7 protein-coding genes are annotated in these 12,773 nt (G+C 69.7%); 4 read left to right on the top strand and 3 right to left on the bottom strand.

The features are described 5' to 3' along the window. The 3 genes from D180_RS08015 to D180_RS08005 form a co-directional block, all read right to left on the bottom strand. Positions 1 to 1,316: D-tagatose-bisphosphate aldolase, class II, non-catalytic subunit (locus D180_RS08015; RefSeq protein ID WP_017912386.1), on the bottom strand; the 1,316-nt coding region annotated here is incomplete at its 3' end. 15 nt (positions 1,317 to 1,331) lie between these two features. Beyond that, positions 1,332 to 2,270 (bottom strand): ROK family protein, encoded by a 939-nt coding sequence (locus tag D180_RS08010; RefSeq protein ID WP_017912385.1) that lies wholly within the window; start codon positions 2,268 to 2,270, stop codon positions 1,332 to 1,334. After that, positions 2,263 to 3,417 carry an SIS domain-containing protein gene (locus D180_RS08005; RefSeq protein ID WP_043090636.1) on the bottom strand — a complete coding sequence of 385 codons (1,155 nt, stop codon included), beginning with the start codon at positions 3,415 to 3,417 and terminating at the stop codon, positions 2,263 to 2,265. The genes D180_RS08010 and D180_RS08005 overlap by 8 nt, the downstream gene beginning before the upstream one ends. Positions 3,418 to 3,740: 323 nt before the next feature. Here D180_RS08005 and D180_RS08000 point away from each other — a divergent pair, with 323 nt between their 5' ends. From D180_RS08000 to D180_RS07985, 4 genes are all read left to right on the top strand, one after another. Then, complete coding sequence (locus tag D180_RS08000; RefSeq protein ID WP_043090635.1) at positions 3,741 to 7,103, top strand: TIM-barrel domain-containing protein; 3,363 nt, start codon at positions 3,741 to 3,743, stop codon at positions 7,101 to 7,103. A gap of 119 nt (positions 7,104 to 7,222) precedes the next feature. Further along, complete coding sequence (locus D180_RS07995; protein WP_043090634.1) at positions 7,223 to 10,195, top strand: TonB-dependent receptor; 2,973 nt, start codon at positions 7,223 to 7,225, stop codon at positions 10,193 to 10,195. 64 nt (positions 10,196 to 10,259) lie between these two features. Continuing rightward, complete coding sequence (locus D180_RS07990; RefSeq protein WP_017912381.1) at positions 10,260 to 11,615, top strand: Gfo/Idh/MocA family oxidoreductase; 1,356 nt, start codon at positions 10,260 to 10,262, stop codon at positions 11,613 to 11,615. Positions 11,616 to 11,841: 226 nt separating this feature from the next. Then, positions 11,842 to 12,324 (top strand): hypothetical protein, encoded by a 483-nt coding sequence (locus tag D180_RS07985; RefSeq protein WP_017912380.1) that lies wholly within the window; start codon positions 11,842 to 11,844, stop codon positions 12,322 to 12,324. The last annotated feature ends 449 nt before the right edge of the window (positions 12,325 to 12,773 follow it).

The following is a 12,773-nucleotide window of genomic DNA, read 5'->3' as shown; positions in this document are numbered from 1 at the left end:
CCGGCAGCCGCTTCGGCGCGTGGCCGGCGCGCGCCGGCGCGGTTGGCGCTGCAGGCGCGGGCGTATTCGTCCAGGCACAGGCCGATGCGGTGCTGGACCAGCGCCGCCGGGGTATTGGCGAGCTGGCCGGCGCGCACCGCGCGGTACTGCTCGGGCAGGAACTGGCTGAGCAGCACCAGCGGCGGCGCATGCCGTTCCAGGTTGGCGAACAAGGTGTCCACCGCCGTGCGCACCGCCGGCGCGCCCCAGTAGTAGCGGCAGCGGTCGCTGAAGGAATAGCGCCGCAGCAGGCGTTGCGCGGCGGCGTCGCCCGGATAGTAGGACTGCCAATATCCGGGTTGCGCCTGCATCGCCGCGTCCAGCACCTGCGGCAGTTGCGAGCACTGCGCCGCGGGGAGCAGTTCGGCTTCGATCGCGGCCAGCGCGCACAGCGCCTCGCGATAGGCGAAGGTGGCGGCGGGGCCGACCTTGAGGATGGCGAAGTGGTCGCGCACCAGCGCGTGCAGCGCGTCCTCGCGCTGGTAATCGGTGGAGTGCGCCTCGAACACGATGCGCGGTTGCTGCTCGAGGAAATCGGCCAGCGCGGCGGCGGCGGCCGGATCGTAGTCATGCACGCTACTGTGGTCGAAATCCACGCCCGGCTGCACCACCAGCGCGATCACCCGCTGCCACGCGGCGCGCAGCGGCGGCGTGTCGAAGGCCTGCCGGTGGATGGCCAGGGTCTGCGCGGCCGCGGCCGGCGTGGTCACCTGCAGGCCGCCGGCCAGCGAGGCTTCGCCGCCGGGAATCGGCACCTCGGTGCCGATCACGTACACCGGCGGCGGCAGCCCATGTGCGGCGGCGGTGCGCTCGGCGATCTCGGCCAGTTCGGCCGACCGCGCGGCGACGACGGCATCGGGCAGCGGCACCGGATCGTCGGCGCAGGCCATGCTGCAGTCCAGGTGGATCTTGTGGAAGCCCGCGGCGACGTACTGTTCGATCAGCACGCGCGCATGGGCCATGGCCTCGGCGGCCGGCCCCTTCTGCCAGGCGTTCGGGCCCAGGTGATCGCCGCCCAGGATCAGCCGCGCGCGCGGGAAGCCTTCCGTGTCGGCCAGTGCGCCGACGTAGTCGCGGTACTGCGCCGGGGTCATGCCGGTGTAGCCGCCGAACTGGTCGACCTGGTTGGAGGTGGCCTCCACCAGCAGCAGCGTGTCGTGGGCCAGCGCGACCTGCATCGCCGCGCGCAGCACCTGTTCGTTGCTGCAGCAGACGCTGTACAGGCCGACGTTGGCGCCGGCGCGATGGGAGGCGAGCAGGGTCTGCAAGGGCGACATGGGGGCTCCGGCGGATCAGGAATAGGCGGGATGGCAGGCCAGCAGCGCGGCACCGCGGGCGCCGCCGGCATCGCCGAAGCGTGGCGGCACGATCGGCGGCACCTGCACGCCGGCGAACAGGTGCGCGGCGATGGCCTCGGGCAGTTGCCGGTACAGCGGCGGGTATTGCGACAGCCCGCCGCCGAGCACGATCACGTGCGGATCCAGCGCCAGCACCACGGCGGCCAGGCTGTGGCCGAGCAGGTCGCGGTGGATGTCCAGCGCCTGCTGCGCGCGCGCATCGCCGGCCTCGGCCAGGGCGATCACCGCGCTGGCGTCGGCGGCGTCGCTGCCGAGATGGCGCGCGATCGCCGCCACGCCGCTGCCGGACACGTAGCGCTCCACGCAGCCCTGCAGGCCGCAGCCGCAGTCCAGCAGCGGCAGGCGATGGCGCTGCAGCAGGTGCCCGGGCACGCTCCAGTGGCCCCATTCGCCGGCGATGCCGTTGCAGCCGGCGAGCAGGCGGCCCTGCACGCAGAAGCCGCCGCCGGCGCCGGTGCCGAGGATGGCGCCGAACATGCTGGGGTAGCCATCGGCGGCACCGCCGTGCGCCTCGGACAGCGCGAAGCATTGCAGGTCGTTGCCGATGCGCAGCGGACGCGGCAGCCGCGCCTGCAGGTCCTGCGCCACGTGCTGGCCGGTCAGCGCCGGCACGTTCGCGCTCAGTTGGCGGCCGCTGCGGCGGTCGCGCACGCCGGGCAGGGCGATGCCGAGCGCGCTGTCATGGCATCCCAGCGCGGCATCGGCCGCGGCCACCAGCGCCACCACCGCCTGCAGGAAGCCGGCGTAGTCGCCCTGCGGTGTGGCCACGCGGCGCCGCCACAGCACCTGCAGCGCGGCGTCGCAGGCCACCAGTTCGATCTTGGTGCCGCCGACGTCCAGGCCGTAGCAGGTGGGCGCGCCAGGCTCAGCCATGGTGGATGGTGACGCCCTGGACCACGCGGTTGACGGTGCCGTCGGGGAACGGGTTGTCCGGAGTCAGGCCGAGCGCGGCCGAACGCTGCAGCGCGAACAGTTGCGCGAAGCCCAGCCACAGCGGCGCCAGCCACGGATCGTCCAGGCCGGCGACGGCGAGCGTGTGGTCGTCGCCGGCCCCGATGTCCGCATGCGGGCCGATCGCCAGCACCTGGCCGGCCACGCCATCGCGGCGCAGTTCGTCCAGCAGGTCCTGCTCGTAGCGGCGCGCCAGCGGCTGCACGCTGCGCAGCACCACCACCAGGGTGCTGCGGTCGAGCGTGGACTTGGGGCCGTGGCGGAAGCCCAGCGGCGTGTTGGCCAGCGCCAGCACGCGGCCGGCGGTGAGTTCCAGCACCTTCAGCGCGGCCTCGCGCGCCAGCGCTTCCAGCGGGCCGCTGCCGAGATAGATCACCCGCGCGAACGGGCGCTGCGCCAGCGCCGCCACCGCGCCATCCCATTGCGCCAGGCCGCGGTCGGCCAGTTCGGCCAGCCGCTGCAGGCGCGTGCTGCGCGTTTCCCATGGCGCACGATCGAACACGCTCAGCGCCGCCAGCAGCATGCAGGTGAGGCTGCTGGTCATGGCGAAGGCGCGGTCGCAGCTGGCCGGCGGCATCAGCAGCGTGCAGGTGTCGGCGCGGCCGGCGCCGCGCTGCGCCAGTTCGCCGTCGGCATTGCAGGTGATGTCGAGGAAGCGCGCCTCGTCCACGTCGCTGCGCACGCGCTCCACCGCGGCCACGCTTTCCGGGCTGGAGCCGCTGCGCCCGAACGACACCAGCAGGGTCGGCCGCGCGCGCTGCAGGTACAGCGCCGGATGGGTCAGCAGGCTGGTGGTGTGCACCGCGCGCACCTCGGCCGGCCACTGCGCATTGATCGCGTCGGCCACCATCTCGGCGATGAAGCCGGAACTGCCGGCGCCGGTGAACAGCACGCGCTGGTTCGGATCGGCGAGGCGGTCGCCGAGGAAGGCCTGCAGGCGGTCGCCGGCCTGCGCCAGATCCTGCGCCAGGGTCCGCCACAGCGCCGGCTGCTGGGCGATCTCGCGGGCGGTATCGGCCCCGCCCAGGCGCTGCCAGGCGGATGCATCGGAAAGCGGAAGGAGGTCCATGCGGTGGTTCCTGTTGGGCCAGCGCACCATCCGGCTTTTCTTTCGAAATGTCAAACATCGAAAGAAAAAAGAAAGTATTTACCTGTGCCCAATGTGTCTGCGGATCGCCCGCACTAAAACGAAAGGTGCAAGCGGATGCTGCTATCGCAAGCCGAATCAGCTGATTCTGGTGAGCTGAAAGCAAAGTCATGCGTGGCGATATCTTTCGTTTTGCCAAAATAAATCTTGTTTTTTGCTTTCAATTTATTGACATCTTTCAAATCCCTGGCCTAGAGTCGGCGCAACGCTTTCGAAACGCCCGGGGAAACGGGTTTGGGGGTCGTGTGGAGAATCGCGTTCGTCGCTCGCCGCTGTTGCCGGCGATCGCGCTGCCGGCCCTGCTGCTGGTGGCGGCCACCGTCGTCGCCGAGCCGGTCGGCAACCTGCGTACGGTCACCGCCAGCGCCAGCCGCGACGGCGTGCAAGGCTGGGACCTGCAGACCGACCGTGGCGTGCGCCTGCGCATCGAACTGCCGGCGGCGGACATCGTGCGCGTGCAGGCCGGGCGCCACGGCACGCTCACCGGCGCCGGTGACAAGGCCACCCCGATCGTGCTGCCGCAACCCAAGGCCGCGGTGCAGGCGCAACTGGAAGACGATGCGCAGGAACTGCGCGTGCGTACCGACGCGCTGGTGCTGCACGTGCAGCGGCAACCGCTGCGGCTGCGCCTGGAGCGGCTGGAACAGGGCCGCGCGGTCGCGCTGTGGCAGGAACTGCAGCCGCTGGACCTGGATGCCACGCAGAGCGTGCAGGTGCTGTCCTCGCAGGCCGACGAAGCCTATTACGGCGGCGGCCAGCAGAACGGGCGCTTCGAGTTCAAGGGCCGTGAACTGGAAGTGTCGTATTCCGGCGGCTGGGAGGAGGGCGATCGCCCGAGCCCGGCGCCGATGCTGCTCAGCAGTCGCGGCTGGGGCATGCTGCGCAACACCTGGAGCGACGGCAGCTACGACCTGCGCCAGCCCGACCAGGCCACGCTGCTGCACCGCGAAGACCGCTTCGACGCCTACTACTTCGTCGGCGCCGACCTGCCGGCCCTGATCGAGCGCTATACCCGGCTGACCGGCCGCCCGAGCATGCTGGCGCGCTGGTCCCTGTCCTACGGCGATGCCGATTGCTACAACGACGGCGACAACGCCAAGAAGCCCGGCACCGTGCCCGACGGCTGGCACGACGGCCCCACCGGCACCACCCCGGACGTGGTCGACAGCGTGGCGCGGCAGTACCGCGAGCACGACATGCCCGGCGGCTGGATCCTGCCCAACGACGGCTACGGCTGCGGCTACACCAGGCTGCCGGAGACCGTGCAGGGCCTGGCCCGCTATGGCTTCCGCACCGGCCTGTGGACCGAGAACGGCGTGGACAAGATCGCCTGGGAAGTCGGCAAGGCCGGCAGCCGCGTGCAGAAGCTGGACGTGGCCTGGACCGGCAAGGGCTACCAGTTCGCGATGGACGCCAACCACCAGGCCTACGACGGCATCCTCGCCAACTCCGATGCGCGCCCGTTCCTGTGGACGGTGATGGGCTGGGCCGGCATCCAGCGCTACGCGGTGGCCTGGACCGGCGACCAGAGCAGCAGCTGGGACTACATCCGCTGGCACGTGCCGACCCTGATCGGCTCCGGCCTGTCCGGCATGGCCTACGCCGCCGGCGATGTGGATGCGATCTTCGGCGGCAGCGCCGAGACCTTCACCCGCGACCTGCAGTGGAAGGCCTTCACCCCGGTGCTGATGGGCATGAGCGGCTGGTCGTCGAACGCGCGCAAGCATCCGTGGTGGTACGACGAGCCGTACCGCAGCATCAACCGCGATTACCTCAAGCTGAAAATGCGCCTGACCCCGTACATGTATGGCCTGGTGCACGATGCCGCGCAGACCGGCGCGCCGCCGGTGCGCGGGCTGATGTGGGAGGACCCGCGCGATCCGCACGCGCAGGACGAGACCTACAAGACCCAGTTCCTGCTCGGCCGCGACCTGCTGGTGGCGCCGGTGTACCGCAGCCAGGCGGCCAGCCGCGGCTGGCGGCGCGACATCCATCTGCCGGCCGGCGGCTGGATCGACTACTGGGACGGCCGCCGCGTGCAGGCCGGCGCCGATGGCCGCCAGCTCGACCGCCAGGTCGACCTGGCCACGCTGCCGCTGTTCGTGCGTGCCGGCGCGATCCTGCCGATGTACCCGGCGATGCTGTACGACGGCGAGAAGCCGCTGGACGAGGTGACCTTCGACCTGTATCCGCAGGGGGCCTCGCAGTACACGCTGTACGAGGACGACGGCAACACCCGCCGCTACCAGCAGGGCGAGTCCAGCACGCAGGCCGTGCGCGTGCAGGCGCCGGCGCAGGGCAGCGGCCCGGTGCAGGTATGGATCGATCCGGTGCAAGGCCGCTACGCCGGACAGCTGCCGCAGCGCCGCTATGCCTTGCGCGTGCTCGCGCGGCAGGCACCGCGGTCGGTGCAGGTCGGCGAACGCGCGCTGCCGACGGTTGCCGACGCCGCGGCCTTCGCCCAGGCCAGCGAAGGCTGGTACTTCGACGCCAAGGAGCGCCGCGGCACCGTGCACGTGCGCACCGCCGTGCAGGACATCCGCCAACCGCTGCAGCTGCGGTTGGACTTCCCGGTCGCCGCCGCTGCGGCCGACGACGCCTATCCGGCTGCGCCGGAGCTGGGCCGCGCGCTGCCCGCCGACAGCCTGCTGGTGGTGAACCGCCCGGCCGAGGAGCCCGGGCACCCGCTGGAGAACGCTTTCGACGACGACCCGGGCACCTGGTTCCGCAGCGTGCGCAACCAGGCCGTGCGCACCGGTGCGCACGAATGGGTGATCGGTTTCGGCGAGCGCAAGATGATCGACGGCATCGAGCTGGCGCCGCGCAACGACAAGAACTGGAAGCACGGCCAGGTGCGCGACTACGAGGTCTACCTGGGCGACAGCAACGGCGAGTGGGGCGAGCCGGTGGCGCGCGGCCATCTGCGCTTGCAGGAAGGCGTGCAGCGCATCGACTTCCCGGCGCATGCCGGCCGCCTGCTGCGCTTCCGCGTGCTGAGCGTGCAGAACCCCGAGGGCGACGGCGCCGACAGCAACGATCCGATGGTCACCGCCGCGCAGCGCCGACCGCGCGCCTTCGATGCGCTGCAGCCGCGCGACGTCGGCCCGATTGCGCTGTCGACCTTCCACATCCTCGAGCACCCGGCGCCGGAACGGCCGGCGCAGCAGCGCTATCTGTCCGAGCTGGCGTTGCCGGCGGCATTGGCCGGTCGCGTGCGCGCCGACCAGGCCTTGCACGGCGATGCCGGCATGCGCATGAACGGCCTGCAGTTCCGCCGCGGCCTGGGCGTGGGCGCCGACAGCCGCCTCGACCTGCGCCTGCACGGCGACTGGCGCCTGCTGCGCGCCGACCTGGGCATCGACGACGCCTGCCGCAGCGCCGGCGGTCTGCAGTTCCAGGTCTGGGGCGATGGCCGCCTGCTCTACGACAGCGGCCTGGTCAGCGCGCCCGGCGTGGTCAAGCCGGAACTGGATATCCGCGGCCTGTCCACGCTGAGCCTGCGCACGCTCGGCGCGCAGGGTCCGCAGCCTGCCCAGGTCTGCGCCAACTGGGCCAATGCCGTGCTGATCGGTCAGGAGGGCGACACCGCCAGCTTCGTCGCCCCATGACCGCCCCGTAACACCGCTCCTCCCCCGCCTTTCCCGACTGCGGCCGCCTGGCCGCGGCCCGGGAGCGCTTTGCCCGCCGATTCCGCGTTCGCGCCGCACCCTGCCAGGAGAGAACCCCGATGTTGCCCGCCCGTCACCGCCATCCCCGCTGTCGCCCGCTCGCTCCGTTGACCCTGGCCATCGCCGGTGTCCTGCTCGCCGCCCTGCAGCCCGCCGCCGCGCAGGACAGTCAGGCCGCCACCGACCTGGCCCGGGTCGAAGTCACCGGCTCCAACATCCGCCGCACCGACGTGGAGACCGCCTCGCCGGTGCAGGTGATCAGCAAGCAGGACATCCAGGCGATGGGTGCGCGCACGTTGCTGCAGGTGCTCGACAACCTGCCGGCGGCGCGGCCGGCGCAACAGGACGCGCGCTCGCTGTTCACCGGTTCCGACGGCGCCTCGCAGGCCAATTTGCGCGGCCTCGGCGCGCAGGGCACGCTGGTGCTGTTGAACGGCCGCCGCCTGTCGTACTACGGCGCGCCGGCCGGCTTCCAGACCCAGTTCGTCAACATCGATGCGATCCCGGCCGCGGCGATCGAGCGCATGGAAGTGCTCACCGACGGCGCCTCGGCGGTGTACGGCACCGACGCGGTGGCCGGCGTCATCAACGTGATCACCAAGCGCAACTTCCAGGGCGCGGAGATCAATTTCAGCAACGACACCTCCAGCCGCATCGAGTCCTACGGCGAACACCAGGCCAGCATCACCGCCGGCTTCGGCGACCTCACCGAGAACCGCTTCAACGTCTACGGCGCGGTCAACGTGTACCGGCGCGACGCGATCCCGCTGCGCGACTTCTACGACAAGCGCCCGGCGCAGTACTACGTCAACAATCCCAACTACCTGACCAACCTGCGCCTGGGCGTGGGCAGCAAGCCGGGCCAGTTCAACCCGGGCAGCTACTTCGCCTTCGACCCGGTTATCGGGCGCCGCGTGCAGGAAGCGGCACCGGGCTGCCAGAACGTGCTGACCAGCGAGGCCGCCGGCCCGCGCTGCGTGTGGGAAACCTGGTTGAACAACGAGATCGACGCCGGCGCCAAGTCCGAGCGCAACACCGCCTATCTCAACGGCACCTTCCTGGTCGGCGCCAGCACCGAACTGTTCGCCGAGGCCACCTACACCGACATCGACCTGCGCGCCAACGGCGGCACCCCGCGCGCGTTCAACACCACCACCGGCAACCCCACCAGCTGGTTCTCGCGCAACACCGGCAACACCGTCAACCAGTTCCTGTATCCGTTCCTCGGGCCCAACAACGAGTACAACCATGCCAGCCCGCAGTTGAAGGCGATGATGGGCGGGGTGGTCGGCCTGCAGTACCTGCTGCAGGACGCCGGCCCCGACTACTTCGGCCAGCGCAACACCGACAAGAGCTACCGCGTGCTCGGTGGCGCGCGCGGCAGCTTCGGCGACTGGAACTGGGAAACCGCCTTCGCCACCGCCGGCACCCACTCGGTCACCTACCAGACCGTCAACGTCAACGTGAAAGGCTTCGAGAAGGCGTTCGGCCCGTTCACCGTCGACCCGGGCACCGGCCGGGTGATCATCTCCGACCATCCCGCGTACAGGTTCGGCGAGATCAGCGCCGCCAACGCCGCGCTGATCCGCGAGGCATTCCCCACCTTCGACATCGAATCGTGGACGCGCCTGCACACCCTCGACGGCAAGATCGAAGGCCCGCTCTTCCGACTGCCGGCCGGCGAGATGCGCGCCGCGTTCGGCTTCAACGCCAGCCGCGAGACCTTCTACACCCCCGGCAACCCGGACGCGGCCAACGGCCTGATCACCCAGCAGGGCGGCTCCTGGTTCGACGGCAAGCGCAACACCTATGCGCTGTTCGCCGAGACCGTCGCGCCGATCACCGACAAGCTGGAACTCGACGCCGCGTTGCGCGCCGACAAGTATCCGAACTTCAGCACCAACCTGGCGCCCAAGGTCGGCTTCAAGTACCAGGCCTTCGAGCAACTGCTGCTGCGCGGCACCTATTCCACCGGCTTCCGCGCGCCCAGCCTGGCCGAGTCCGGCAGCGGCGGCGTCTATGCGCAGCTGGGCGGCTATCGCGACGAGGTGCGCTGCGGCGAGACCAACGCTATCGCCAACCTGCTGCTGCAGTCGCGCCGCAGCGGCGACGTGGATCTGGGCAAGAGCCTGCTCAATGCCGACTGCAGCCGCACCGTGGCGCGCATGACCCAGCCGAACCCGGACCTGAAGCCGGAGAAGGCCAAGATCGCCACGCTCGGCTTCGTCTACGAGCCGGCCAACTGGCTGTCGGTCTCGGCCGACTATTGGTTCATCTACCGCGACAACGAGATCGTCGCCCCGGACTACCGCCGCGCCGGCGACATCACCGCCATGACCCGCTCGCCGATCACCGACAGCGACCGCGCCAACCTCGCCCAGCTGGCGGCGATGTGCGCCGATCCGGCCAGCGGCGTGGCCTGCCCGGGCACGCTGCCGGGCTACAGCGTGGGCAATGTCGCCAGTGTGGTCGGCCAGTACCGCAACCGCGGCAAGACCCTGGTCGACGGCTTCGACATCGACGCGCGCAGCCGCTTCTCGCTCGGCCAGTGGGGCGGGCTGAACATCGGCCTGGCCGCCACCATCGCCAACCGCAACCGTTTCTACATGGACCAGGACAGCGGCTGGTACTACGGCGACGTGGTCGGCTACTACAACAACCCGCGCCTGCGCGCCACGCTCAATGCCGACTGGACCTACCGGCAGGTCACCACCAGCATGTTCGTCAACTACGTCGGCGGCACCAAGTGGGCCACCGACCGGATCGACGCCGAGGACAACAACCCGCAGACCTGCACCGCCGGCTACCTCAAGCTGCAGCCGAGCAAGTGCGATGGCGCGCCGTCGTGGTGGACCGCCAACCTCAGCGTCACCTGGCGCCCGGACGACGCCTGGAACCTGAGCTTCACCGTCAAGAACCTGTTCGACCGCCTGCCGTTCTACGATCCGAACAGCTTCCTGGGCGATTCCAGCGACTACGCCACCATCTTCGGCCGCGGCTACAGCGTGACCATCGGCTACCGCTTCAAGTGAGCGCACGTGCAGCAGCATGCGTGCCGGCCGACGCCGGCGCGCATCCAAAAGGAGACCGCACATCATGAAACGACGCGACTTCATCGCCGCTGGCGCCGCCATCGCCGCCAGCAGCCTGCTGCCGCAGACACCGGCCTGGGCGCGCAAGCGCACCCTGCGCCTGGCCATGATCGGCACCGGCATGCGCGGTCAGGTGCTGCTGACCGAACTGCTGCGCCGCGACGACGTGGACCTGGTCGCCCTGTGCGATAGCGAGCCGATCATGCTCGGCCGCGCCATGGCCATGGTCGCCAAGGCCGGCAAGCCCGCACCCACCGCCTACGGCCAGGACCGCGATGCCAGCGCCTGGAAGCGCGTGCTGGCGCACAAGGGCCTGGATGGCGTGATCGTGGCCACGCCCTGGGAGTGGCATGCGCCGATGGCGATCGCGGCGATGCAGGCCGGCGTGGCGGTCGGCTGCGAGGTGGTGGCCGGCATCACCCTGCAGGACCACTGGGATGTGCTCAACGCCCAGCTCGCCACCGGCACCCCGTACATGCTGCTGGAGAACGTCTGCTACCGCCGCGACGTGATGGCCGCGCTGCAGATGGTGCGGCAGGGGCTGTTCGGCGAACTGGTGCACCTGCAGGCCGGTTACCAGCACGATCTGCGCGGGGTGAAGTTCAACTCCGGCGACCCGGACCAGCCCTACGACAGCGGCGTGGAGTTCGGTGCCAAGGGCTGGAGCGAAGCGCGCTGGCGTACCGCGCATTCGGTGCAGCGCAACGGCGAGCTGTACCCCAGCCACGGCATCGGCCCGTGCGCGATGTACGCCGGCATCAACCGCGGCAACCGCATCACCCATCTCAACGCCTTCGCCAGCAAGGCCCGCGGCCTGCACGACTACACCGTGGCCAAGAGCGGCGGCAACACCCATCCCAGCACCAAGGTGGCGTTCAAGCTGGGCGACGTCGTCACCACCACCCTGGCCTGCGCCAACGGCGAGACCATCCTGCTGCAGCACGACACCTCGCTGCCGCGTCCCTACTCGATGGGCTTCCGCGTGCAGGGCACCAAGGGCCTGTGGATGGATCTCAACCAGTCGATCCACCTCGAAGGCCGCAGCCCGCCGCACCAATGGGAAGCCTTCAAGCCCTACCAGGACCAGTACGAACACCCGCTGTGGACGCGCTACGCCGCCACCGCGGCCGGCGCCGGCCACGGCGGCATGGACTGGTTCGTCATCCACGCCTTCGTCGAAGCACTGAAGGCGAGGGCACCGATGCCGATCGACATCTACGACGCCGTGACGTGGAGTGCGATCACCCCGCTCTCCGAACAGTCGATCGCCAGCGGCTTCCAGACCGTCGCATTCCCGGATTTCACCGCGGGCGCGTGGCGCCAGCGCGCGCCGATCTTTGCGTTCGACGGCACGTACTGAGCGCGGTCGCCCCGGTACTCCACGCCTTGCATCCGTGCCGGGTGGCGGCCGGGTGTTTCGCTCCACGGACACTTGCATGTCAAACACCAGCGGCTATAGTGCCGCGCGTGGTGCGCTCCGGCGCGCTTTTTTCTGCGTGTCCAGTGTTGCGGTCGGGCCGATTCGCCTTGGGTGGATGGCCGGCCTGGGCTGGGCGTCGATCATCCTTTAGCCGTCAGTGAGCGCAATGAACGCACCCCTCTTGGAACTCGTCGAGCTTCTTTCTTCCGGCAGCACCGAACCCGACGAACGAAGCGAGATCGTTCGGGACATCGAAGCCTTCCTGCCGGAGCTGGAGTGGACCGAGTGCGAGGAACAGGCGTATGCAGTCGCGATCACCGCGGCGATGGAGCGTTACTCCGCCAACGGCGACAAGATGATCGATGTCCACCACGAGCTCTGCCAGATGATGGGCGACGCATTCCCTGCCTTTCCCAAGAACGTGGGGACGCAGACCGAGTACTTCACCTGGCTGGATCGCCACCTCGCCGAATGGACGGACGAAGGCGATGGCTACGACGTGGTGGAAATCGACGATATGACCACCGAAGACCAGCACCTGTTTGTGGTCTACCGGCGCGACGTGCCGCGCATTCTCGAGATTGCGGCGTCGTTGGGCGTGCCCGCCAGGCGTCCGCTGGACTACTGGCGCGGGCTCGGGTACGTCTGAGGTCTGGCACCTTGTCAGGGGGATGCCGCAAAGCAGAGAGTCGAGCTTCCGGCTTGAAGTGCGGATTCAAAGCTGGAAGGCAGAGGTTTCAATCCGCGCACCCGTGAGGGTGCGATCGGCAGGCCCGGCCCCAACTGGCCGAGCATCTGGGCGTTTCAATCCACGCATCAGTGAGGGTGCGACGCCCAGCGTCCACGCCATGTTCAAGCCGTACTGCCGGTTTCAATCCACGCAACCGTGAGGGTGCGACCAGCCAAGGTGAGCGGCCTCGTGCATGTCACTTGTGTTTCAATCCACGCACCCGTGAGGGTGCGACGTGTTCCCGGCCGGGACGTCCATCAGGACGAACGGGTAGTTTCAATCCACGCATCCGTGAGGGTGCGACTGCAGGACACGGTCGAGCAGTACAACAAGGGAAAGTTTCAATCCACGCACCCGTGAGGGTGCGA

This window comes from Xanthomonas sp. SHU 166 (genome assembly GCF_000364685.1).
GTDB lineage: Bacteria > Pseudomonadota > Gammaproteobacteria > Xanthomonadales > Xanthomonadaceae > Xanthomonas_A > Xanthomonas_A sontii.
The sequence above is the reverse complement of the archived record's forward strand: the minus strand, read 5'-3'. Positions and strand labels throughout refer to the sequence as shown.

Bases quoted from the DNA above. Each gene is read 5' to 3' on its own strand.
- D180_RS07985 (WP_017912380.1), top strand. From the start codon at position 11,842: ATGAACGCACCCCTCTTGGAACTCGTCGAGCTTCTTTCTTCCGGCAGC.
- D180_RS08010 (WP_017912385.1), bottom strand. From the start codon at position 2,270: ATGGCTGAGCCTGGCGCGCCCACCTGCTACGGCCTGGACGTCGGCGGC.
- D180_RS07995 (WP_043090634.1), top strand. From the start codon at position 7,223: ATGTTGCCCGCCCGTCACCGCCATCCCCGCTGTCGCCCGCTCGCTCCG.
- D180_RS08005 (WP_043090636.1), bottom strand. From the start codon at position 3,417: ATGGACCTCCTTCCGCTTTCCGATGCATCCGCCTGGCAGCGCCTGGGC.
- D180_RS07990 (WP_017912381.1), top strand. From the start codon at position 10,260: ATGAAACGACGCGACTTCATCGCCGCTGGCGCCGCCATCGCCGCCAGC.